23 protein-coding genes are annotated in these 23,076 nt (G+C 67.0%); 10 read left to right on the forward strand and 13 right to left on the reverse strand.

The window, feature by feature from the left end:
• Nucleotides 1-11: 11 nt before the first annotated feature.
• The 7 genes from LLW23_RS13900 to LLW23_RS13930 form a co-directional block, all read right to left on the reverse strand.
• On the reverse strand, nucleotides 12-416 hold the full coding sequence (locus LLW23_RS13900) for a hypothetical protein (RefSeq protein ID WP_228946092.1): 405 nt from the start codon (nucleotides 414-416) through the stop codon (nucleotides 12-14).
• 130 nt (nucleotides 417-546) lie between these two features.
• The gene (locus LLW23_RS13905; RefSeq protein WP_228946093.1) at nucleotides 547-1,158 is read right to left on the reverse strand and encodes a TetR/AcrR family transcriptional regulator; all 612 of its coding nucleotides are present in this window, start codon (nucleotides 1,156-1,158) and stop codon (nucleotides 547-549) included.
• Nucleotides 1,159-1,205: 47 nt separating this feature from the next.
• A complete protein-coding gene (gene moaB, locus LLW23_RS13910) occupies nucleotides 1,206-1,733 on the reverse strand; it encodes a molybdenum cofactor biosynthesis protein B (RefSeq protein ID WP_228946094.1) in 528 nt (175 codons plus the stop codon).
• Nucleotides 1,734-1,764: 31 nt separating this feature from the next.
• On the reverse strand, nucleotides 1,765-2,463 hold the full coding sequence (locus tag LLW23_RS13915) for an enoyl-CoA hydratase/isomerase family protein (protein WP_228946095.1): 699 nt from the start codon (nucleotides 2,461-2,463) through the stop codon (nucleotides 1,765-1,767).
• The gene (locus LLW23_RS13920; RefSeq protein ID WP_228946096.1) at nucleotides 2,460-3,290 is read right to left on the reverse strand and encodes a 4-(cytidine 5'-diphospho)-2-C-methyl-D-erythritol kinase; all 831 of its coding nucleotides are present in this window, start codon (nucleotides 3,288-3,290) and stop codon (nucleotides 2,460-2,462) included. The genes LLW23_RS13915 and LLW23_RS13920 overlap by 4 nt, the downstream gene beginning before the upstream one ends.
• Nucleotides 3,287-4,891 carry a tetratricopeptide repeat protein gene (locus tag LLW23_RS13925; RefSeq protein ID WP_228946097.1) on the reverse strand — a complete coding sequence of 535 codons (1,605 nt, stop codon included), beginning with the start codon at nucleotides 4,889-4,891 and terminating at the stop codon, nucleotides 3,287-3,289. The genes LLW23_RS13920 and LLW23_RS13925 overlap by 4 nt, the downstream gene beginning before the upstream one ends.
• Nucleotides 4,866-6,527, reverse strand: a complete 1,662-nt coding sequence (locus LLW23_RS13930) for an electron transfer flavoprotein-ubiquinone oxidoreductase (RefSeq protein WP_228948591.1) — start codon at nucleotides 6,525-6,527, stop codon at nucleotides 4,866-4,868. The genes LLW23_RS13925 and LLW23_RS13930 overlap by 26 nt, the downstream gene beginning before the upstream one ends.
• 123 nt (nucleotides 6,528-6,650) lie before the next feature.
• On the opposite strand from LLW23_RS13930, the gene LLW23_RS13935 reads away from it, so the two are divergent.
• The 5 genes from LLW23_RS13935 (at nucleotide 6,651) to LLW23_RS13955 (ending at nucleotide 12,423) form a co-directional block, all read left to right on the forward strand.
• Nucleotides 6,651-7,409 carry a uracil-DNA glycosylase gene (locus tag LLW23_RS13935; protein ID WP_228946098.1) on the forward strand — a complete coding sequence of 253 codons (759 nt, stop codon included), beginning with the start codon at nucleotides 6,651-6,653 and terminating at the stop codon, nucleotides 7,407-7,409.
• The gene (locus LLW23_RS13940) at nucleotides 7,406-9,205 is read left to right on the forward strand and encodes a lytic transglycosylase domain-containing protein (protein ID WP_228946099.1); all 1,800 of its coding nucleotides are present in this window, start codon (nucleotides 7,406-7,408) and stop codon (nucleotides 9,203-9,205) included. The genes LLW23_RS13935 and LLW23_RS13940 overlap by 4 nt, the downstream gene beginning before the upstream one ends.
• Before the next feature lie 295 nt (nucleotides 9,206-9,500).
• Entirely contained in the window at nucleotides 9,501-10,589 is a 1,089-nt protein-coding gene (gene recA, locus LLW23_RS13945; RefSeq protein WP_270049239.1) for a recombinase RecA, read from the forward strand.
• Between the two features lie 359 nt (nucleotides 10,590-10,948).
• A complete protein-coding gene (locus LLW23_RS13950) occupies nucleotides 10,949-11,794 on the forward strand; it encodes a class I SAM-dependent methyltransferase (protein WP_228946100.1) in 846 nt (281 codons plus the stop codon).
• Nucleotides 11,791-12,423 carry a glutathione S-transferase family protein gene (locus tag LLW23_RS13955; RefSeq protein ID WP_228946101.1) on the forward strand — a complete coding sequence of 211 codons (633 nt, stop codon included), beginning with the start codon at nucleotides 11,791-11,793 and terminating at the stop codon, nucleotides 12,421-12,423. The genes LLW23_RS13950 and LLW23_RS13955 overlap by 4 nt, the downstream gene beginning before the upstream one ends.
• Here the strand turns inward: LLW23_RS13955 and LLW23_RS13960 are convergent, their stop codons facing one another.
• Nucleotides 12,424-13,056, reverse strand: coding sequence for a cupin domain-containing protein (locus LLW23_RS13960; protein WP_228946102.1), 633 nt, complete (start codon nucleotides 13,054-13,056; stop codon nucleotides 12,424-12,426).
• A 63-nt stretch (nucleotides 13,057-13,119) separates the two neighbouring features.
• The gene (locus tag LLW23_RS13965; RefSeq protein ID WP_228946103.1) at nucleotides 13,120-14,469 is read right to left on the reverse strand and encodes a dicarboxylate/amino acid:cation symporter; all 1,350 of its coding nucleotides are present in this window, start codon (nucleotides 14,467-14,469) and stop codon (nucleotides 13,120-13,122) included.
• Between the two features lie 194 nt (nucleotides 14,470-14,663).
• Between LLW23_RS13965 and LLW23_RS13970 the strand changes: the two genes are divergently transcribed.
• The 4 genes from LLW23_RS13970 to LLW23_RS13985 all read left to right on the forward strand — a co-directional run bounded on the left by LLW23_RS13970 (nucleotide 14,664) and on the right by LLW23_RS13985 (nucleotide 20,387).
• Nucleotides 14,664-15,932: a M24 family metallopeptidase gene (locus LLW23_RS13970; RefSeq protein WP_408641967.1), complete on the forward strand. Its 1,269-nt coding sequence runs from the start codon at nucleotides 14,664-14,666 to the stop codon at nucleotides 15,930-15,932.
• 145 nt (nucleotides 15,933-16,077) lie between these two features.
• A complete protein-coding gene (locus tag LLW23_RS13975; protein WP_228946104.1) occupies nucleotides 16,078-17,373 on the forward strand; it encodes a sulfotransferase family protein in 1,296 nt (431 codons plus the stop codon).
• A 64-nt stretch (nucleotides 17,374-17,437) separates the two neighbouring features.
• Nucleotides 17,438-20,092 carry an alanine--tRNA ligase gene (gene alaS / locus LLW23_RS13980; RefSeq protein ID WP_228946105.1) on the forward strand — a complete coding sequence of 885 codons (2,655 nt, stop codon included), beginning with the start codon at nucleotides 17,438-17,440 and terminating at the stop codon, nucleotides 20,090-20,092.
• Nucleotides 20,093-20,168: 76 nt separating this feature from the next.
• Entirely contained in the window at nucleotides 20,169-20,387 is a 219-nt protein-coding gene (locus LLW23_RS13985; protein ID WP_228946106.1) for a hypervirulence associated TUDOR domain-containing protein, read from the forward strand.
• 38 nt (nucleotides 20,388-20,425) lie between these two features.
• On the opposite strand, the gene LLW23_RS13990 is transcribed toward LLW23_RS13985, so the two are convergent.
• Nucleotides 20,426-20,992, reverse strand: a complete 567-nt coding sequence (locus LLW23_RS13990) for a hypothetical protein (protein ID WP_228946107.1) — start codon at nucleotides 20,990-20,992, stop codon at nucleotides 20,426-20,428.
• A 162-nt stretch (nucleotides 20,993-21,154) separates the two neighbouring features.
• Between LLW23_RS13990 and LLW23_RS13995 the strand changes: the two genes are divergently transcribed.
• On the forward strand, nucleotides 21,155-21,859 hold the full coding sequence (locus tag LLW23_RS13995; RefSeq protein WP_228946108.1) for a glutathione S-transferase family protein: 705 nt from the start codon (nucleotides 21,155-21,157) through the stop codon (nucleotides 21,857-21,859).
• Here LLW23_RS13995 and LLW23_RS14000 read toward each other — a convergent pair.
• Genes LLW23_RS14000 through LLW23_RS14010 form a run of 3 tightly spaced genes read right to left on the reverse strand, consistent with a single transcriptional unit; the run spans nucleotide 21,856 to nucleotide 22,999 of the window.
• Nucleotides 21,856-22,296, reverse strand: a complete 441-nt coding sequence (locus tag LLW23_RS14000) for a DNA-deoxyinosine glycosylase (protein WP_228946109.1) — start codon at nucleotides 22,294-22,296, stop codon at nucleotides 21,856-21,858. The genes LLW23_RS13995 and LLW23_RS14000 overlap by 4 nt on opposite strands.
• Nucleotides 22,297-22,340: 44 nt before the next feature.
• Nucleotides 22,341-22,733 carry a type II toxin-antitoxin system VapC family toxin gene (locus LLW23_RS14005; protein ID WP_228946110.1) on the reverse strand — a complete coding sequence of 131 codons (393 nt, stop codon included), beginning with the start codon at nucleotides 22,731-22,733 and terminating at the stop codon, nucleotides 22,341-22,343.
• The gene (locus LLW23_RS14010; protein WP_228946111.1) at nucleotides 22,730-22,999 is read right to left on the reverse strand and encodes a type II toxin-antitoxin system VapB family antitoxin; all 270 of its coding nucleotides are present in this window, start codon (nucleotides 22,997-22,999) and stop codon (nucleotides 22,730-22,732) included. Before LLW23_RS14010 ends, LLW23_RS14005 begins: the two co-directional genes overlap by 4 nt.
• Nucleotides 23,000-23,076: the final 77 nt, after the last annotated feature.

A 23,076-nucleotide genomic window follows, 5' to 3' on the forward strand; every position in this document is an offset into this window, starting at 1 on the left:
CGAGATCACGCTCAGCGGCGAAACCGCTCCGCGCGGTGCGCAAGCCGGTCGGCGCTGATGCTGTCGACCACCAGTTCGTACTGCTCGGGCGCGAAGCCTGCGGCGAGGAAGCGGGTCACTTCGCTGCCTGGCACGACATAGCCGTAATGCCAGCTCAGCACCGCAATTCGGCGCAGCGCCTCGAGCCGTTCGTCGGCGAGCCGCGGATTGCGCTGCGGCCCGAACAAGCTGCCCATCGCGACCGTAAGCCGCCCAGGCTGGCGCAACGAGGACATGCGATCGCGCTTCGCGACGGCGACCACCAGCCACTCCAGCGCCGACAGCGACGCGCCGGTCGCTTCCGCAGGCTTCGGCTCGACCGCGCGTGCGACCTGGCCACTGATCGTGTCGATCTCGGAAAAGGCGAGATATGCCATGAGGAGGTCCCTTTATCCCGAGCAGCGCCAGTGCGCGCCGCTGCTTTCTATACTGGTCGGTATATAAACGGGATTGGGACGCGTCAACCGCTTTTCGTACCAAGCGGTATTTATTGCTGCACGTGGGCGCTCACTTGCTCGGCCACACCGCCATGCTCGTGTCGATCAGCTGCTCGAGCGCCGCGCGTGTCGCGCCCGATCCGGCCTGCACCGCCATCCCCTGCAACAGCGCGATGAGGTACGTCGTCAGCCCCGCGGGGTCGACATGCGCGGGGAGATCGCCATCGCGCTGCGCCTGCTCGAACCGCTCGACCAGCATGCGCTGCGACGATGCCCGCCGCGCGACCACGTCGGCCTTGATCGCCTCGGCTTCCGCGCCGCACGCCACCGAGCTGATGACGCCGAGGCACCCCTTGGGCTCGCAGCTGCTCATCTGCGCATCGAGCGCGCCGCGCATATAATATTCCGCCACCGCGCGTGCCGTCGGCTGCTGCAGCGCCTCGCGCGTATAGGCCATCTTCTCGGCCTCGTAGAGGTCGAGCGCCTTGTGGAACAACGCTTCCTTGTTGCCGAACGCGGCATAGAGGCTTGGCTTGGTGATGCCCATCGCCTCGGTCAGCTCGGCGAGCGACGCGCCCTCATAGCCCTTGCTCCAGAACACGCGAAGCGCCGCCGCCAGCGCCGCATCGGTGCAGAATTCGCGGGGGCGACCCTTGGGGGCAGGGAGGGTAGCGGTTTCCATAACGGACGGTATATATGTCTTCCGCGCTGCGAAATCAAACGCTTGCCTTACCGCTCCAGCAACCGCGGCATCAACTCGACGAAGTTGCAGGGCATGTGCCGGCTGTCGAGCTGAGTCGCCAGGATGCCGTCCCATCCGTCCTTCACCGCGCCGGTCGAGCCGGGCAGCGCGAAGATATAGGTGCCGCGCGCCACACACGCGCACGCGCGCGACTGAACGGTCGAGGTGCCGATCGTCTGAAACGATTGCCAGCGGAAGAGTTCGCCAAAGCCCGGGATCATTTTGTCCGCGACGCGCTCGATCGCCTCGGGCGTCACGTCGCGCCCGGTCACGCCGGTGCCGCCGGTAGTGATGATGCAGTCGACCGCCTCGTCGTCGATCCAGCGGTGCAGCGTCGCGACGATCGCATCGGCATCGTCGCGCAGGATCGCGCGCTCGGCGAGTACGTGCCCCGCGTCGGTCAGCCGCGCGACGAGCGTGTCGCCCGAGCGATCCTCCGCCAGCCCGCGCGTGTCGGAGACGGTCAGCACCGCGATGCGGACGGGGATGAAGGTGCGGGTCTCGTCGATCGGCATCCGCGCATTATCGCGCGTCGCCGGGCGGCGATCAACGATAGCGTTGCGTCGCGGCGGCAAAGCGCGGGTTGGCGAAGCTATCCTCGAAGGCGGCTGCGTGGCGCCGGCCGGCTGGATCGCGCAGCATCGCCTTGAGCGTCGCGAGGGCGGTGGAATCGTTTGTGGCAATCGCTTCGGCCACCGCCGCGCCGTCGCCGATCAAGTCGATCAGCCCGATGCGGAGCGCCTCGTCGGCGTCGATCGTCGCGGCGGTGAACAGCAGCCGTGCCGCCTGTGCCTCGCCGACCCGCGCCGCCAGTCGCGCGACATCCTCCGCCGGATAGGCGATGCCGAGCCGCGCCGGCGGCACCGCGAACGCCGCCGCCGCGCTCGCGACACGCAGATCGGCGGCAAGCGCGAGTGCCACGCCAGCACCGAAACACCCGCCGTCGATCGTCGCGACTACCGGCATCGGCAGTGCCGCCAGTGCATCGATCGCCGCGCGCATCGCCAGCCGGAACGGCGCGCGGCGCTCGGGTTCGTCGGCGAGCCGGGCGAGATCGCGCAGGTCCGCCCCGGCGCAGAAGATGCCTGGCATCGACGATCGCAGCAACACGACGCCGGCGTCCTGTGGCACGGTCGCGATCGTCTCCGCCAGTGTCCGCCAGTCGTCGGTGGCAAGCGCGTTGCGCTGCGCCGGGCGGTCGAGCGTCAGCCGCGCGATGCCGCCCTGTTGGTCGAGCAAGATCACGCGAGCGTGGTCGCGAGCCGCCACCAGTGCGGTGCGGCAGCGGCGATCGCCGCATCGGCCGCGTCGCGATCCGCGGGCGTCTCGAACAGCGCGAAGCACGTCGCGCCCGATCCCGACATCCGCGCCAGCGTCACGCCGGGCTGTGCGGCAAGCAGCGCGATCAGCTCGTCGATCACCGGCGCCAGCGCGCGGGCAGGGGGCTCGAGATCGTTGCGCCCGGCCAGCGGATCGCCGGGATCGAGCGCGCCGCGGTCCGCGCCGTCCCACGCGCCGAACACCGCCCCGGTCGACACCGCGACACCGGGGTTTACCAGCAGCACCGGCACGCCCGCCCAGCCATCGAGCGGCACCAGCGCATCGCCCTTGCCGGTGCCGAACGCCGTCCGCCCGGAAAGGCACGCCGGCACGTCGGCGCCAAGCGCACCGGCGATCGCCACCAGCCGCGGCTCGTCCAGCGCAACGCCATGCCACCGCGCCAGCGCACGCAACGTCGCCGCCGCATCCGCCGACCCGCCGCCGATCCCGGAGGCGACCGGCAGGTTCTTCTCGAGCGTGATCGCATGCGCTGCGGCGACGCCAAACGCGTCACGAAAGGCGTGTAGCGCGCGGGTCACGAGGTTGTCGTCCGTTCCCCCGCTCAACGCCGCCGCGAAAGGCCCGACGATCGTGAACGCATCACGCTCGGCATCCGTCAGCGTCACCACATCGCCGTCGCGGCAGAAGGCAAACACCGTCTCGATATCGTGATATCCGTCGGCGCGCCGCCGCCGCACGTGCAGCGCGAGGTTCAGCTTGGCCGGCGCGACTTCAACGATCGGGTTGGTCATCGCTGCGCAGCCGGCCCATCGGCGATCTTCGCTTCCAGCCGCGCAGGCACGTCGCCCTCTGCCACCAACAATGCCGCGCGCCAGGCGTACCGCGCCTCGAAGCGTCGCCCAAGCGCCCAATAGATGTCACCGAGATGCTCGCCGATCTCGGCATTGTCGGGCGAGGCGGCGGCGGCGCGCTCGATCAGCGGCAGCGCGCGCCCCTGCTTGCCCGACAGGTGATAAGCCCAGCCGAGCGAATCGGTGATCGCCATGTCGTCGGGCCGCAGCCGGCTGGCGCGTTCGAGCAGCGCCTCGGATTCGGCGATCTGCTCGCCGCGCGTGATGCGGGCATAGCCCAGATAATTGAGCGCGAGTGGTTCGTTGGGCGCCAGCGTCACGGCACGTTCGAGCGCCGGACGCGCGGCCCGCCAATCGCCCGCCTCGTCGAGTGCGCCGCCATATTGCAACCACAGCGCCCATCCGTCGTCGGTGGTCGCGCGGCCGATCATCCGGCGGTAAAGCGGTGCGGCGTCAGCGGGGCGCTTCGCCGCCATCAGCAGGTCCGCATAGCGCTGGATTGCCGACGGATCGCCGCGCTCGGCGAGCGTCTTCGCGTGCGCGAGCGCCTCGTCCATCCGGTCGGCACCGGCGACGATCTGCACCCGGCCAGCGTTGGCGGACTCGGCATAGGGGCTATCGGGAGCGATGGTGGAGAGAGTCGCGAGCGCGCGATCGACATAATCGCCGCGGCCCAGCGCATAGGCGAGCAGCAGCCGGGCGCGATCGTTCGCGGGGTCGGCCAGTACCGCCGCCTGCGCCAGCGCGAGCGGCAGCGGCCCGGGCGGGCCGAGCGCGATGTCGGACGCGACGCGCGTGAACAGCGCCGAGGCCCCGAACCCGAGCGTTGCCTTGGCGCCATCGCCGGGCTGCGCACGCAACGCCGCGATCGGCGCCGCATCGCCAAGCAGCAGCCCGCGCGCTTCCTCGATCCGTCCCGCGCCGATCAGCAGCCGCGCCGCGCTGATCCGCAGATCCTCGCTCGATTGCCCGCCCGTGATGCCGAGTGCCACGCGCAACGCCGTAACCCCCTCGACGTGGCGGCCCTGCGCGATCAGGATCAGCGCGCGCGCTTCGCTCGCAAAACGCCTGGCGACCACGTCGTCGCGCTGCGTCGCGAGTAGCGGCATCGGATCGCGGCCACGCTCGAGCTCTGCCCAGGCGGCGAGCGGCGCGGCGAGGATCGAGAGTTGCCCCTTGGCAAGCCGCGCGATCGCACTGTCGACCGCCGCACGATCGCCGCGCACCGCCGCATCGGCGACCACCAGCAGGTCGGCATCCGCCGGCGCCGCCGCCCCGAGCGCCGCGGCGGCGCGCAGCGCGAGCGGCAGGTTGCCCGCCGCGATCGCCTGGCGATAGGCATAGGCCGCAACGGTCGGATCGTCCGGCGACGCATCCAGCGCGGTCGCGTAATAGGTCGAAGCGACGCCGGCGGCATCGTCGCCATCCGCCGCGCGCGCCTTCAGGTACGCGAGCAGATCAGGCGTCGCTGCCTGCGCCGGCGCGGCGACGACGAACGCCGCCAGCGCCAGCAGCTTACATGTTCGGATAGTTCGGCCCACCGCCGCCCTCGGGCACCACCCAGTTGATGTTCTGCGTCGGGTCCTTGATGTCGCACGTCTTGCAGTGGACGCAATTCTGCGCGTTGATCACGAACTTGGGATCGCCCGTCTCTTCGCCGACGATCTCGTACACGCCCGCCGGGCAGTAACGCTGCGCCGGCTCGTCGTACATCGGCAGATCGTATTCGACCGGGACGTTCGGGTCCTTCAGCGTCAGGTGAACCGGCTGGTCCTCCTCGTGATTGGTGTTCGACAGGAACACCGACGAGAGGCGATCGAACGTCAGCACACCATCGGCCTTGGGATAGTCGATCTTCTTGACCAGATCCTTGCGCCACAGCGTCTCGTGATCGGGGTGATGCTTCAGCGTGAACGGCATCTTGATGCCCAGATGCTCGGCCCACATCGTGATGCCCGCGAGGCCCGAGCCGAGGAAATCGCCGAACTTCTTCACCAGCGGCACGACGTTGCGGACGACCGACAGCTCCTTTTTCACCCAGCTCTTCTCGAACGCAGCGGGGTAGGCCGTCAGCTCGTCATGGCCGCGCTGCGACAGCACCGCGTCCGCCGCCGCCTCGGCCGCCATCATCCCGCTCTTCATCGCGGTATGCGTGCCCTTGATCCGCGGCACGTTGAGGAAGCCCGCGCTGTCGCCGATCAGCGCCCCGCCCGGGAAGACGAGCTTGGGGATCGACTGCAGCCCGCCATCGGAAATCGCGCGCGCGCCATAGCTGACGCGCTTGGCGCCCTTCAGGATCGCCGCGATCTCGGGATGCGTCTTCCAGCGCTGCATCTCGTGGAACGGCGAGAGGTGCGGATTGGTATAGTTGAGCCACGTCACGAAGCCGAGGCTCACCTGGCCATTGGCTTGGTGATACAGCCAGCCGCCGCCGTTGGTGCCCTCGGTCTCGCTGATCGGCCAGCCCTGCGTGTGGATCACGCGGCCGGGCTGATGCAGCTCGGGATCGATGTCCCACAATTCCTTGATGCCCAGGCCATAGACCTGCGGGCTGCTGTCACGCGCCAGATCGAACTGGCGGATCAGCTGCTTAGACAGATGCCCGCGCACGCCTTCGGAGAAGAACGTATATTTTGCGTGCAACTCGAGGCCCGGCTGGTAATCGCCCTTGTGCGTGCCGTCGCGGCCTACGCCCATGTCGCCCGTCGCGACGCCCTTGACCGAGCCGTCCTCGTTGAACAGCACTTCGGCCGCCGCGAAGCCGGGGAAGATCTCGACGCCGAGCTCCTCGGCCTTGCCCGCCAGCCAGCGGCACAAATTGCCCAGGCTCCCGGTGTAGGTGCCCTTGTTGTGCAGGAACGGCGGCGTGACGAAGTGCGGCATGTCGTACTTGCCGGTCTTCGTCAGGATCCAGTGCTGATTGTCGGTTACGGGCACCTCGGCCAGCGGGCAGCCATCCTCGCGCCAGTTCGGCAGCAGCTCGTCGAGGCTCTTGGGATCGATCACCGCGCCAGACAGGATGTGCGCGCCGACTTCGCTGCCCTTCTCGAGCACGCAGACCGAAAGCTCGCCTTCTTTCTCCGCCGCGAGCTGTTTCAGCCGGATCGCCGCGCTGAGGCCAGCCGGCCCCGCACCCACGATCACAACATCATACGGCATCGACTCGCGTTCGCTCATCATTCTCTCCAAGTGCCGGCAACAACAAAATGCGCGCCATCGGGCGCATGCCGGCCACGTCCCATCCCCATCGGCTGTTCAGCGAATTGACCGCTGCGTCAACACTCCCGCTATGTAGTGGCGATGGGGGCCGACCAAAACCACGATTGGCAACAACTTGCCGCAAGCGCGCTGGAATGGTGGCGCGATGCCGGCGTCGATACGCTCGTTGGCGACGATCCGTTCGACTGGCTGGCGGCGGAAGAAGCGCTTGCCGTAGCGTCCGCCGCACAGACACCGCCGCATGCCCGCGCCGCTGCGCCGACCGCGCCGCAGGAAGCCGCCGCGCTCCCGCAGGCGCTCGATGCGTTTCTTGCCTGGCGCACCGGCCAACACGCGCCGGAAAGCAGTTGGGGCGTGACGCTCGTCTCCGCCAGCGGTCCGATCGATGCCGACCTGATGATCCTGGTCGATTGCCCCGAACGCGACGAAGGTGATTCGCTGCTTCGCGGCGCTGCTGGGCGATTATTCGATCGCATGCTGGCGGCGATCGGCCGCAGCCGCGCCGACGTGTATCTCGCCAGCGTCTGCGCCGCGCGCCCGACTGCCGGGCGGATGCCGCGCGACATCGAGGCCCGGCTCGGCGAGATCGCGCGCCATCACGCCGGGCTGGCCGGGCCGCGCCGGCTGCTCGTACTCGGCGATGCGGCGAGCCGAGCCATTCTGGCGGCGAACGTGATGGAAGCGCGCGGCCGTTTACAGGTACTTAACTATAAGACTGGGACAAGCACCGAGGTCGTTGCGAGCTTCCATCCGCGGATGCTGCTCGAGCGGCCCACGCTGAAAGCCGAGGCGTGGAAGGATTTGCAGATGCTGAGTGCCGGAATGGGGAACACGAAGTGATCCGAACCTTGCTTGCCGCCGCGTCGATCGCCGCGCTGGCGCCCACGCTCGCGGCGGCGGAGCCCGCTCGGGCCGTCAGCCTCGCCAAGCCCGTCGTCCCGTCGCAGCTCAGCGCCGAGCAGCGCACGCAATATCGTGCCGTCCTCGCCGCGATCCGCGAAAGCCGCTGGCAGGATGCGCAGCTCGGGCTCGACGCGATGGCCCCCGGCCCGCTGCACAGCTACGCCCGCGCCGAGCTTTATACCGCCAAGGGCTCGCCGCGCGTCGAAATCGAACCGCTGGTCCGCCTGCTGACCGAGGCGCCCGAACTGCCGCAGGCTGAGGCGCTCGCGCGGCTTGCTCGTGCGCGTGGCGCGGAGGAGCTTCCGGCGCTCCCGGTGGCGCAGCGGCTCGTGTGGCAGGACGGGGCGCCGATCCGCGTGCGCGCCAAGACCACCAAGAGCGACGCGATCGCCGCCGATCTTGCCGCGAAGATGGTGCCCTATGTGAAGGGTGACATGGGCCGCGAGGCGGAATCACTGCTCGATTCGACCGGCGGCCTCACCCCCGAGGCCGAAACCGAATGGCAGTCGAAGATCGCGTGGATCTATTTCCTCCAGGGTCTCGACAAGGACGCGCGTCGCATCGGCGCCAAGGCCGCGCGCGGGCAGGGCGACTGGGCCACGCACGCCCGCTGGACTTCGGCACTGGCGGCGTGGCGCCAGAACGATTGCGCCGCGGCCGGCGAGGGCTTCGAAGCCGTATCGGCCCGCGCCGGTGACACCGACATGCGCGCCGCCGGGCTCTATTGGGCCAGCCGCGCCGACATGACGTGCGGCCGCCCCGACCGGATCGAGGCGCGACTCAAGAACGCCGCGCAATATGGCGAGACTTTCTACGGCCAGCTTTCGCGCCAGGCGCTCGGCATGTCTGCCGGCGGGATCAAGCCGCAGAAGGTGACGAGCGACTGGGCGAACCTCGAGCGTAGTCCCAACGTCCGCGTCGCCGCCGCGCTGATCGAGATCGGCGAGGAGGGCGCTGCCGACGATGTGATCCGCCAGCAGGCGAAGATCGGCCCGGTGAACGAATTCGCGTCGTTGATGCGTGTCACCGAGCAGATGAATCTTCCCGCGAGCGTCGTGTGGCTCGCGCACAATTGCCCGCAGGGCTTCGTTGCCACGGCCGAGACGCGCTATCCGACGCCGAACTGGACGCCGGACACTGGCTGGCGCGTCGACAAGGCGCTGGTCTATGCGCACACGCTCCAGGAATCGGGCTTCCGCAACAAGGTCGTTTCGCCCGCCGGCGCCTATGGTCTCATGCAGATCATGCCCGCCGCCGCGACCGATTACATGCGCGAGCGCGGCGTTTCGGTCGACAAGACCGCGCTGACTCGCCCGTCGACCAACATCGATATCGGCCAGCGCCACCTCGAAAAGCTGCGCGACATGGGCCTCACGCAGGGCCTGCTGCCCAAGGTAATCGCTGCTTACAATGCTGGTCCCAAGCCGGTCGGCGAGTGGAATTCACTCGTCCGCGACAATGGCGATCCGCTGCTCTACATCGAGAGCATCCCCTATTGGGAAACCCGCGGCTACGTCGTCACCGTGTTACGCAATTACTGGATGTACGAGGGCCAGACCGGCCGCAACACCTCCGCCAGCCGCTCCGCGCTCGCACAGGGCATGTGGCCGCGCTTTCCCGGCATGAAGGGCGATCCCGCGATCCGCATCGCCAACCGCGCGGCTGGCAATACCGTCGCCGTCAACGCGACCGTCTCTCCGGCATCGGGCACCACGGTCGCCAGCGCGCAGTAAGCCCTCTGTCATCCCGGCCTTGAGCCGAGATCCAAGCTTCAACAAACACTGCCGCTGAAAGCCACGCGGCACGCTGCCCCCCCCCCACCGTCATGCCGGGCTCGTCCCGGCATCCACCCGTCAGCGATTCCCCCGGCCGAGGAGCACGCGGCACCGTGGATGCCGGGACAAGCCCGGCACGACGGATCGCAACAAAAACCACCGTTCCCCACTTGTTCCACAAGAACAAACGCGATACATCATCATCACACGCGTTGAACGGTTCACGCGCTTGCTCTACCGGAAGGGGCTCCCAATGGCCGCCAATCTCAAGGTGATCCCAGGTAACATGGCTAGCCCGTCAACAGACCGTCAGACCGCCGATCGCCAGAAGGCGCTAGAGGCCGCGCTCGCGCAAATCGACCGCGCCTTCGGCAAGGGCTCGGCGATGAAGCTCGGCTCGAAGGAGACGATGAAGGTCGAGGTGATCTCCACCGGCAGCCTCGGGCTCGATATCGCGCTCGGCGTCGGCGGGCTCCCCAAAGGCCGCGTGGTCGAGATCTTCGGCCCCGAATCGTCGGGCAAGACGACGCTCGCGCTCCACGCCATCGCCGAATCTCAGAAGGTCGGCGGCACCGCCGCCTTCGTCGATGCAGAGCACGCGCTCGATCCGGCCTATGCCAAGAAGCTCGGCGTCAACATCGACGAACTGATCGTCTCGCAGCCCGACACCGGCGAGCAGGCGCTCGAGATCGTAGACACGCTCGTTCGCTCGAACGCGATCGACGTACTGGTGATCGACTCGGTCGCTGCACTCGTGCCGCGCGCCGAAATCGAAGGCGAGATGGGCGACAGCCACGTCGGCCTGCAGGCGCGGTTGATGAGCCAGGCGCTGCGCAAGCTCACCGGCACGATCAGCCGCTCGAACTGCCTCGTCATCTTCATCAACCAGATCCGCATGAAGATCGGCGTGATGTACGGCTCGCCCGAGACGACGACCGGCGGCAATGCGCTCAAATTCTACGCTTCGGTCCGGCTCGACGTGCGCCGCATCGGTTCGGTCAAGGATCGCGAGGAAGCGACCGGCAACCAGACCCGCGTGAAGGTGGTCAAGAACAAGGTCGCGCCGCCGTTCAAGCAGGTCGAATTCGACATCATGTTCGGCGAGGGCATTTCGAAACTCGGCGAGATGATCGATCTCGGCGTGAAGGCGGGCCTCGTCGAGAAGTCGGGCTCGTGGTTCAGCTACGATTCAATCCGCATCGGCCAGGGCCGCGAGAATTCGAAGAATTATCTGCGCGAGAACCCCGAAGTCGCCGACCGCCTCGAACGCGCGATCCGCGCCCGGCAGGAAGGCCTCGGCGAAGAGCTGATGGCCGGCCCCTCGGACGACGACGACCTGTAAGATCTTTTCTCCCCTCCCGCTTGCGGGAGGGGTTGGGGGAGGGCCTGTCCGCAAGCGCAAGGCTGGGCAATCACGGGCAACCACAAAAAGGGGCCGGCCACCGCAAGGTGCCGGCCCTCCGTCGTTGCGGGTGTGGTTTGCGAAAGTGCGCGACACCGTCAACTTCCTCAGCATTCGCGGGCAAAAACGAGAGTGATGAAGCAACCCGTCCGTCATGCCGGCCTTGTGCCGGCATCCACCCGTCCACACGCACACCGATTGATGGCTGCAAACCGTCGCCAAACCGCACCAGAGCCTCAACTTCCTCAACATTCGCGCTACACGACCACCGACGTCACGACCGCTGAAGGAGCCCGCCGATGACCGCCGCCCCCGAATGGCAGACCCGCGTCGGTGATGTCTGGGCCGCCGAATGGCGCCGCACCGACCGCAGCTTCGCCGATCTCGCCCGCCACCTCGACGCTGCGATCCTGACGGTCGCGCCCGAGCACGGCCGCGCCGTCGATCTCGGCTGTGGGGCCGGCGCGACGAGCCTCGCGCTCGCTGAAGCGCGGCCCGGCCTCGCCATCCACGGCGTCGACCTCTCCGCCGCGCTGGTCGAGGTCGCCCGGCAGCGCGCCGCCCGGCATGCGCTTGAAAACCTGTCCTTCGCGGCGGGCGCCGTCCCTGGCGCACTGTCTTCGCACGAACCCTTCGACCTCGCGGTATCCCGCCACGGTGTGATGTTCTTCGATGACCCCGCCACCGCCTTCGCAGGCATCGCCGCCGCGCTGCGGCCCGCCGCGCCGCTCGTCTTCTCCTGCTTCCGCTCGCCGCGCGAAAACCCCTGGGCCTCCGAGACGATAGCATCGGTGGGCGGACGCCTCGATCCGCCGGCGGGCTATGCACCCGGCCCGTTCGCGCTTGCAGACCGCGCCGTCATCGAACGGCTGCTCGGCGACGCAGGCTTCGCCGACGTGTCGATCGTTCCCGCCGACTATACCTACCATGCCGGCGCAGGTGCCGATCCGGCCGCCGACGCCGCCGATTTCTTCCGCCATATCGGCCCGGTCTCCAAGATCGTCGCCGCCGCGTCGGACGCGGATCGACCTGCGCTGCTCGACCGTTTGCGCGACGTGCTTGCCGCACAGGTGACCGGCGACGTAGTGGATTTCCCGGCCGCGGCATGGCTGGTCACCGCACGCGCCCAGGGGAGAGGCCAATGATCATCGTCCACCATCTCGAAAATTCGCGTTCGCAGCGCGTCCTGTGGATGCTCGAGGAGCTCGGCCTGCCGTACGAGATCAAGCGCTACGAGCGGAACAAGAAGACGATGCTCGCTCCCCCCGAGCTCAAGCGGATCCATCCGCTCGGCAAGTCGCCGGTGATCGAGGACACCGATGACGAGAACCGCATCGTCGCCGAGACCGGCGCGATCGTCGAATATCTCGTCGACAAGGCCGATGGTCGCCTCGGCGCTCCGGCGAACCGCGCCGCCGCGCTCGATTACCGCTATTGGCTGCATTACGCCGAAGGCTCGCTGATGCCGCCGCTGTTCCTCAAGCTGGTACTCACTCGCGTCCCGCTGTTCGGCAAGAGCATCACGAAGCGCATCCAGCCAATGATCGACGTCCATCTCGACCTCGTCGAATCGACGCTAGCCTCGCGCCCGTGGTTCACCGGCAATGCCATGACCGCGGCGGACGTGATGATGAGCTTCCCGCTCGAAGCCGCGCGCAGCCGCGGCGGCTTGGACGCCTCGCGCCCTGCGACGATCGCCTGGCTCGCCAAGGTCCATGCGTTGCCAGCGTACCAGACAGCACTGCGCAAGGGCGGGCCTTACGCCTACGCCTGATCAGCCATCGCAAAAGGCGCTTGGCTGCCAGCTCTCGTCGAGCGCCATCCACGGCGCCCCCGCCGGCGCGAGGATCAGCACGAGATTGCGCCGACCGCGCGGGGCGGCCTGCAAATGCGGTCCCGCGGCCACGACATAGGTATTGCCGGCTTCGATCATCCGGCGCTCGGTCGGCGTTTCCATACACTGCTGCCCATGGACGACGTAGAACGCCTCCGGCCCCGAGTGGCGATGAACTCGCGTCTTCATCCCCGGCGGAAACACCGATTGCATGAACCGCGCGACGATCGGCTTTCCCGCCGCAACCGCAAAGGGCCCTGCAACGCCGCGTCGGCCATCAGCGATCGGCGGCGTCGCCTCGCTCGTCATCACGTAGAGCCAGGTCTGGCGATGTGCCGACACGATCGTCGCCCACCGCTGCCGTACTGCTGCGGCCTTTGCCGAAGCAGCATCGGGGAAGCGATAGATATGCCAGTATAGCCGGGCCGGCGCAGCATCGATCGGTAGCTCAGCCGAAAGGTAGCACCCGGCCGCATCGGGATCGGCAGGCGGCGTCGCGCTGCACAGGCCGGGAACTGGCGGCGTCGCCTGCGCGGCGAGTGCGATCGGCAGCAACATCGACAGGAACGGCATCTGGCGGTCCTCAGGCTATGAGGACCATATCCTATCCGATCGCGCGGCCGCCCGCGACTCGCCTCACGCGTGCCGGTCCCCCTCCAATGTCGGGGTGTCATGGAAGCTTTCAGTCGCAAAGGCTGGCCCGCCGCCTGCCGGTGCCTGCGGCCCGTCGATGACGTCCGGCTCGAGCGGGTCGAGCTCGCCCTCCCATTTTGCGATCACGACGGCAGCGACGGCGTTGCCGACCACATTGGTCGCGCTGCGCCCCATGTCGAGGAAGTGATCGATCCCGATGATCAGCAACAGCCCCGCTTCGGGTATGTTGAAGAAGCCCAGCGTGGCGGCGATCACGACGAGGCTTGCGCGCGGCACGCCGGCAATCCCCTTGCTGGTGATCATCAGCACCAGCAGCATCGTGATCATCTGCCCCATGCTGAGGTCAATGCCATAGGCTTGCGCGATGAAGATCGTCGCGAAGGTCATGTAGATCATCGAGCCGTCGAGATTGAAGCTGTAGCCGAGCGGCAGCACGAAGCTGGCGATCCGCGGCGGCACCCCAAACTTGTCGAGAGCCTCCAGCGTGCGGGGATAAGCAGCTTCGGACGAAGCGGTGGAGAAGGCCAGCAGCAGCGGCTCGCGAATATAGCGGACCAGCAGAGTCGTGCGGCGCCCGACGATCGCATAGCAAACCGCGATCAGCAGCACCCACAGCAGCAGGATGCCGACGTAAAAGGTGCCCATGAAATAGGCGAGATTGCCAATGATCGACGGCCCACGCTCGACCAGCGTGCCCGTCACCGCGGCGAACACCGCGATCGGCGCCAGCCGCATTACATAGTTGGTGACGACCAGCATTACCTGCACCAGCGCTTCGATCCCGCGCACCAGCGGTGCGGCCTTCTCGCCGACTGCCGTGATTGCAACGCCGATGAAGATCGAGAAGATCACGATCTGCAGGATCTCGTTCTTGGCCATCGCGTCGATCCCCGAGGCGGGGAAGACGTGCGTGACGAAGTCCTTGAGGTTGAACGCGGCCTGCTCAACGCCGCTGCCCGCGGTGGCCGGCGGGATCGGGAAATCGAGCCCGACGCCAGGCTGGAACAGGTTCACCAGGATCAGCCCGAGCGTGAGGCTGACGAGGCTGGCGCCGATGAACCAGCCGAGCGCGCGACCGCCGATCCGGCCGAGCGCGGTGGTGTCGCCCATATGTGCGATGCCAGCGACCAGCGTGGCGAAGACCAGCGGGGCGATGATCATCTTGATCAGTCGCAGGAAGATCGCGGTGACGATCGAGAAATATCCGGCGATCTCTTCCAGCCGCGCGGTGGCGGCAGGAGTGCCGTCGTCGATCCAGGCGTTGAGCGACAGGCCGAGCACAATGCCGGCGGCAAGCCCGATCAGGATATAAATGGTGAGCCGCTTGGCCATGAATGCTCCCGAATTGTGCGCCTTACCTTAACCGTGGAGCACCAGCCCTGCGACAGGCGCCGGGCAAACGGTGGAGAGGTCGTCGGGCGCAAGGTGAACGGGATTAGGGCGCGAAGGTCAACCCCGCGAGTCGTCGCCCACACCGTGGCAGCGGATCGTGGCGAGAGGGTTGGCGTTCCCGACGCGGCTTGTGCATGAAGGCTTTCATGTTCGAGACCTTCTCCAGACGTACCATCCTCCGGGCAGCAGCTACGCTCCCGCTGCTGAGCGTCGCCAGCGTCCTCCGCGCCGCTGAACCGGATCTCGCCAGCCTCGCCGACATGACGACCGGCGCGCAACCGATCACCCCCGCCGAGCGCGCCGCTCGCGTCGCGAAGGCGCAGGCGCTGATGCAGGCGAACGGGATCGGGGCGGTGCTGATCGAGCCGGGTTCGAGCCTCACCTATTTCACCGGCATTCGCTGGAGCCGCAGCGAGCGGCTGACCGCAGCGGTGATCCCGGTCGAGGGCGAGGCGCTCGTCGTGACGCCGTTCTTCGAGGAACCCTCGGTGCGCCAGACACTCGGCATCCCCGCCGACGTGCGCGTGTGGCAGGAGGACGAGGATCCGCTGCGGCTAGTCGCTGGATTCCTGCAGGAGCGGCGGCTAGCTGCCCGCCCGATCGCGATCGAGGAAACGGTGCGCTTCTTTGCCAGCGATGGCCTCCGACGGCTGCTTCCCGAGGCGCGGCTCGTATCCGCCAACCCGGTCGTGCGCAGCTGCCGCATGATCAAGACGCCGGCCGAGATCGCGCTAATGCAGGCGGCCACCGACGTGACGATCGCTGCCTATCGCTGGCTGCACGCGCGCGTCGAGGCGGGAATGACGGGCAGCGAGATCGGCGCGCTGATGACTGCCGCGACGCGCAAGCTGGGTGGCGACGCCGAATTCTCAATGGCGTTGATCGGCGAGGCATCGGCCTATCCGCACGGCAGCCGCGAAGTGCATCGCGTGCGCGATGGGCAAGTCGTGCTGATGGACTGCGGCTGCACCGTGCAGGGCTACCAATCCGATGTGTCGCGCACTTGGGTCCACGGCACCGCCACCACCGAGCAGCGGCGCGTGTGGGATCACGTCGCGCAAGGACAAAGGATTGCTCTCGCCGCCGCTAGCATCGGCACGCCCGCGGGCACGATCGACGATGCGGTGCGCGCGCAGTACGAACGCTGGGGCTATGGCCCGCGCTACAAGCTGCCGGGCACCTCGCATCGCACCGGGCACGGCATCGGCATGGACGGCCACGAGCCGATCAACCTCGTCCACGGCGAGACGACGCCGCTGGCGGCCGGGATGTGTTTTTCAAACGAGCCGGGCATTTATCTGCCGGGCAAGTTCGGGGTACGTTTGGAGGATTGTTTTTGGGTGACGCCAACGGGGCCGAAATGGTTCAGCACGCCGCCGGCGAGCATCGAGCGACCGGTATGAGAATTGTTCTGCGCCTGGCATCGCCGTTCGCCGATGTCGCGGGCTGCGTGTTTTGTGATGCCGATCAACTTGGCTGATCCAGATGGATTGCAGCGACTCGACCGGCACCAAAGGCGCGGCGGTGGGTTTGACCGGAATGTCGACCATGGCCGCCGATAGGGCGCTTTCTTCCTTCGTGCCGCGCATTGCTGCCGACACCCACGGATCCCCCGTCAGCCGTCATCCTCGTGTCAACGAAGCGCTGGAGCAGGCCTGGTCGCGCGGCTGGCTCTCGCGGCCGATCCTGGAAAATGATGCGCTGATCGCGGCGGCGCGGCTTCAGGCGGGCGCCGGTCAACTCGGCGCCGATGGTGCGTGGCGCGCGCGGCTCGACGTGCTGACCGACGCGCTGCGGCGCGAGGCGCATCTGACCGCGCTCGGCACCGTGATCGCGCATGGGCAGCTTGTCGCGGCGCTCGCGAATCGCGCGCGAATGCAGGCGCTATGGCAGCAGCATCCGGAGATCCTCGCGCAGCCGATCCGCCGGCCGATCATCGTACTTGGACAGATGCGCTCGGGCAGCACGCGGATGCAGCGGCTGCTCGCGTGTGATCCGCGGCTGGCGCACACGCGCTTTTTCGAAAGCTGGAACCCGCTGCCGAGCGGGCGGCTTGGCCCAATCGACGACCGGCGCTTGCGTGGCTGGCTCGCATTGCGCTGTGCGGAATGGCTGAACCCCGAATTCCAGGCAATTCACCCGACGACGACTTCGGCGCCCGATGAAGAGACCGGGCTGCACAACATCTCGATCTTCGGCGCAGCGTTCGAAGCGCAGTGGCGGGTGCCGAGCTTCGTCGCGTTCACCGAGCAGATGGACACACGGCCGGTCTATGCCGAATTCAAGCGGATGCTACAGACGCTTGCGTGGCTGCGGCGCGAGCGCGGCGACCGGCCGCTGGTGCTGAAGCTGCCGCAGTTCACGCAGGATCTGGCAGCGGTCCTGGATATCTTCCCCGATGCGCGGCTAGTGTGCCTTGATCGGCCCGCGATCGCGACGGTCGCCTCGTCGGCCTCGCTCGTCCACAGTCAGATGCGCGTGCAGTCAAATGCGGTCGATCCGCACTGGGTCGGCGCCGAATGTCTCCGCAAGGTCGCGCTTCGCCAGCGCCGGACGGCGGAGGCACGACGCGCGGCGGAGGTGCCGCAGGTGGATGTTGGCTTCGAGGCGGTTGGCGCTGATTGGCGGACGGAGATGAAGCGCGTGTACCGTATGCTGGGCCTTCCGCTGACAGACGAGGTCGCTGCCCGCATGGCGCGCTATCTCGCGCGGCCGCAGGATCGCGGGATCGGCATGCATCGCTATTCGCTGGCCGATTACGGCCTGACTGAGGCTTCGGTCGCCAGAGCGCTGGCCGGCGAAGCACCATTACCGCTCGTCGAGGCGCCATTACGCGCTGCCTGAGCCCCGTTTCGCAACGATACGACTCCCGCTAGTCACCGCGCGCTTCCACGATTAAGCCGCGGCCATGACCTCGACGAACGATATCCGCCGCAGCTTCCTCGATTACTTCGGCTCAGCCGGGCACAGCATCGTGCCCTCCGCGCCGCTCGTGCCGCAGAACGATCCCACGCTGATGTTCGTGAATGCGGGCATGGTGCCGTTCAAGAACGTGTTCACCGGGCTGGAAAGCCGGCCGTATTCGACCGCGACCTCGTCGCAGAAGTGCGTGCGGGCGGGCGGCAAGCACAATGATCTCGACAATGTCGGCTATACCGCGCGGCACCATACGTTCTTCGAAATGCTCGGTAATTTCTCGTTCGGCGATTATTTCAAGGAACAGGCGATCACCCACGCCTGGAACCTGCTGACGAAGGAATGGGGGCTGCCGGCGGACAAGCTGACCGCGACCGTCTATCATACCGACGATCAGGCGTTCGAGCTTTGGCAAAAGATTGCCGGGCTGCCCGATCACCGCATCATTCGCATCCCGACCAAGGACAATTTCTGGGCGATGGGCTCGGATGGCCCCTGCGGACCGTGCAGCGAGATATTCTTCGACCATGGCGATCATATCGCCGGCGGCCCTCCCGGCAGCCCGGACGAGGACGGCGACCGGTTCGTCGAGATCTGGAACCTCGTTTTTATGCAGTTCGTGCAGGAAGCCGACACCATTATCGGCGATCTGCCGCGGCCGTCGATCGACACCGGCATGGGGCTGGAGCGGATCGCGGCGGTGATGCAGGGCGTCCACGACAATTACGATACAGACACGTTCAAGGCGCTGATCGCAGCATCAGGCGCGCTGACGCATACCGCGACGACGGGCGACAATCAGGCGAGCCACCGCGTGATTGCCGATCATCTGCGCTGCGCCGGGTTTCTGGTCGCGGATGGCGTGCTGCCGGCCAACGAGGGCCGCGGCTATGTGCTGCGGCGGATCATGCGCCGCGCCATGCGGCACGCGCATTTGCTCGGTGCGAAAGAGCCGTTGATGCACCGGCTGGTGCCCGCGCTGGTCGCTGAAATGGGCGTCGCTTATCCCGAACTGATCCGCGCGCAGCCGCTGCTCGAAGCGACGCTGGCGCAGGAAGAAACGCGCTTCCGCCAGACGCTCGACAAGGGGCTGAAGCTGCTCGACGAGGCGACCGCCGGCATGGCGCCGGGCGACGTGCTGCCGGGCGGCACCGCGTTCAAGCTCTACGACACGTTCGGCTTCCCCTATGATTTGACCGAAGACGCGCTGCGCGCACAGCAGTTCGGCGTCGATCGCGCGGGCTTCGATGCAGCGATGGCGGAGCAGAAGCGTGCGGCCCGCGCCGCCTGGAAAGGCTCGGGCGCGAAGGCCTCTGACGATCTGTGGTTCGATCTGGTCGAGGAAGTCGGCGCGACTGAGTTCACCGGCTATTCGAGCGACACAGGCGAGGGCGTCGTCCTCGCGCTGGTGAAGGAAGGTGCGCGCGTCCAGAAGGGCGTGGCGGGCGAGCAGGTCGACGTGATCGTCAATCAAACGCCCTTCTACGGCGAGAGCGGCGGGCAGGTCGGCGACGCAGGCAAGATCAGCGCCGACAACGGCTTGGCGGCCGATGTTGCCGAGACATCGAAGCAACTCGGCAAATTGTGGGTGCATCACGCCACGGTGAGCGCGGGCGAGATCAAGGTCGGCGATACGGTGAAGCTGTCGATCGATTTTGCCCGCCGCGCGGCGATCCGCGCCAATCACTCCGCGACTCACCTGCTGCACGAGGCACTCCGCCAGCGTCTCGGTACGCATGTCGCGCAGAAGGGGTCACTCGTTGCCCCCGATCGGCTGCGTTTCGACGTGAGCCATTCGACGGCGATGAGCGCAGCCGAACTCGCCGATGCGGAGGCAGCGGTGAATGCGAAGATCCGCCAGAATGGCGCGGTGACGACGCTGCTGATGACGCCTGACGACGCGATCGCGATGGGCGCGATGGCGCTGTTCGGCGAAAAGTACGGCGACGAGGTGCGCGTGGTGTCGATGGGCAGCACCGAAGACGGCAAGACCTATTCGGTCGAACTGTGCGGCGGCACGCATGTGAATGCGCTGGGCGACATTGGCTTGTTCAAGGTGGTCGGCGAGGGCGCGGTGTCCTCTGGCGTGCGGCGCGTCGAGGCGCTGACGGGCGAAGCGGCGCGGGCGTACCTTTCGGGTCGCGACGAGAAGCTGCGCGAGGCGGCAAGCACTCTGCGCACGACCCCCGACGAAGTGCCGGCACGCGTCGCGTCACTGCTCGACGACAAACGCCGGCTCGAACGCGAGCTTGCCGAGGCGAAGAAGGCACTTGCCATGGGCGGCGGATCGGGCGGAGCGCCGGCCGGGCCGGAGACGGTCGGCGGCGTCGCGTTCGTCGGCCAGGTGCTAGACGGCTTCGAGGCCAAGGGTCTGCGTGGCGCAGTTGACGAGGCGAAGCAGCGTATCGGCTCGGGCGTCGCGGCGCTCGTCGCGGTGAACGACGGTCGCGCGACGGTAGCGGTCGGCGTCACCGCGGATCTGGTGGCGACATGGAGCGCGGTCGAGTTGGTCAAGCGCGCCGTAGCGGCAGTTGGCGGGCAAGGCGGTGGTGGCCGGCCGGATATGGCGCAAGGCGGCGGCCCCGACGGTGCAAAGGCAACCGAAGCACTCGAGGCAGTCCGCGCGGTTCTAGAAGCTGGCGCCTGACTCCACCAGCTCAGCGCACAAAGGCCTGCATCCCGACGACAACTTGCGCGTTCAGCAGCGTCGAGGGAGACGATGCATGGCGAACACCTTTGCCAAGGGCGACAAGGTCAAGTGGAACTGGGGATCTGGGACCGCGCACGGCAAGGTCGACGAGCGCTTCGATCGACGGGTGCAGCGGACGCTAAAGGGTTCGAAGGTCGTCAAGAACGGCACAAAGGAAAACCCTGCGTTCCTGATCAGCCAGGAGGACGGCGCGAAGGTGTTGAAGCGCGGATCGGAACTCGAGAAAGGCTAAAGCTGCGGGGAGCATCACTCCCCGCAGCCATCGCAGTGTTACTTACCGGCCATTGCGGCTTCAAGCTGCGCCGCGGTCATGCCGATCGTCACGCCCTGCGGCCCGGGGCCGAACGAGGCGAGCGGCAACTTCGCATCGCCCTTCGAAGTCGTGAGCGTCACGAACTCCGCGTCCATCGACTTGATCGTACCGAGCGATGCGCCACCCGTGCCGTACACGGTTGCTCCGGTGGTAAGCTTCGACTTGAACTCTGCTGCCGCCTGCGCTGCACCTTGGCTGGCTGCCGCATCGAGCTCCGCCTTGGTCATGCCGAGCGTCGGACCCTTGGGGCCGGTGCCGAACGAAGTCAGTGGAACGGCCGCCTTCGCAGTGCCGGTATCGACCACAGCGTTGGTTCCGTCGGACGACGCAATCGTCCCGACAGTGCCGCCCTGCGCATCGAAGATCGTCGCGCCGACGGTTGGGGCTGCACCAGTTGCCGGTGCAGTGGTCGCCAGAGCAGGCGCGCCGGCCGCAGGGGCAGGCGCTGGTGAAGCCGGCGCGGTTTGCGCGTTGGCGGCGATTGGGCTGGCGGCAAGCGCCAGAACTAATGCGTAACGGTACATGATGACTCCTCGTTATGGCATCAAGAAAGCAACGTAGGGCAAGCCGGCGGGTTCCACGCAAGGTGAGCGCGGCAGGCCGCCGCGGCGGAAGGATGAGCCGCCACCATTGGCAGTCTGCAACGGTGCTCCTACCTGCGCCGTAGCTGCGAAGGAGCTTGCGCGATGTCCGAACTCAGTGCCTTTCCCGTTGCACGGCGTTGGCCGCCACAGCATGCCGACCGCCTGCAATACTATGGCTTGCCAACCCCCAACGGCGTCAAGGTCTCGATCATGCTCGAGGAGACTGGGCTGCCGTACGACGTGCATCTCATCGACTTTGCAGCGAGCGATCAGAAGACCCCCGAATTCCTCTCGCTCAACCCGAACGGCAAGATCCCGGCTATCCTCGATCCCGATGGCCCCGGCGGCAAGCCGCTGGCGCTATTCGAGAGCGGCGCGATCCTGCTTTACCTCGCCGAGAAGACGGGCAAGTTCCTGCCGAGCGACCCGGCGGCACGCTGGCACGCCGTGCAATGGCTGATGTTCCAGATGGGCGGCTTGGGCCCAATGGTGGGGCAGCTCGGGTTCTTCAACAAATTCGCCGGCCGCGAGTGGGAGGATAAGCGCCCGCTGCAACGCTACGTCGAGGAGACCAAGCGGCTGCTCGGCGTGATGGAGGTCGCGCTGGAAGGCAAAGAATGGTTCGTCGGCGAGGAATATTCCATTGCCGATATTTCGATGCTTGGCTGGATCCGCAATCTCATCACCTTCTACGAGGCGCGCGAGCTCGTCGGCTTCGATACGTTCCGAAATGTCGGCGCGTGGCTGGAGCGCGGCCTCGCGCGTCCAGCCGTGCAGCGCGGGCTGGAAATCCCGAAGCGCAGCTAAGCCAGGTAAGCTGCTATTGCGTTCCACGCCGGCTGCTTCGCGGCGAGGCCGATGGTGTGAAGCGGACTGGAGGAGGGGAGGGCCAGGATCGCGAGATCCCGTTCGGCGACGAGCGGCCGACCGATCGCCATCGCCTTGCCGCCATTGAACGCAATCGCGCGCAGGTCAGGCAGGCGGTCGATCAGGGTGGTAAGGTCGTTCGGCGCAGCGTCGCGGATCGTCGCGTCGGTGCTGCCGGTACGCCGCGCCGTGGCGACCACGTCCCATAGCGCGATGCCCGAGCGCTGCACGGCGGCAAGGCGAGCGTCGTAGTCGAGCGCAGGCAGGTCAACGCCGATGATTGGCGACAGCAAATGCCAGAACTGGTTCTGAGGGTGCGCGTAATACCGCTGTGCCGCGAGGCTTCGCTCGCCCGGCAGACTGCCGAGGATCAGCACGCGTGCATCGGGCGCCGCGATCGGCGGGAAGGACGCCTTGACCGTCAGACCGCTGCTTCGATGTCGGTATGGGCGAAATCGTCGCCCTTGAACAACAGCGGCCGGCCGGTCGACTTTGCCAGAGCGTAGGAGAAGCAGTCGCCGAAGTTGAGGCCGGCGGGATGGCCAGTGCCGCGACCGAATTGCCGATAAGCCGCACGACCTATCCTGGCTTGTTCGATCGAAACGCCGACGATCTCAACGCCCATGTCCGCCAGCATGCGTTCCGCCGCCGCTGCTAAAGCAGGGATGCCTCGACGAACAATCACCGCTTCCAGTTCGAGCCAGGAGCCCGCCGACATCGTGGCCTGATCCGCGTGGATCAGCGCTTCAACGAAGATCGGCTTCTCCGGCTCGTTCAATACGATGGCAACGATCGCTGAGGTGTCGACAATCATCGTGCGAAAGAGCCGTCCTCGTTGTAGATCGAATCCATCACCTCCTTGGAGGTCATGGTCTTCCATTCCTCGGGCATATGACGGCGAAAGTTGGCGATAGCGTCTTCGATCCGGAGCCGTTTCTCCTCAAGCAACTTCTCCCGCTCCGCCCACTCGCGTTCCAGCGCGGTGCGGATCGTCTCCGTCACGGTCTTGCCCGTTTTGCCCGCGAGCTCACGGGCGAGGCGCACCGTCTCGGGATCCTTGATGTTGAGCTGCACGCCCATCGATCTACCTCCACTGCCGACTGTATACCACGAGCGTCGCTATCGGCCAACAAAGTGCAGGCGCGGTTGCCGGTTTC

It is taken from the genome of Sphingomonas radiodurans (genome assembly GCF_020866845.1).
Classification (GTDB): Bacteria; Pseudomonadota; Alphaproteobacteria; order Sphingomonadales; family Sphingomonadaceae; genus Sphingomonas; species Sphingomonas radiodurans.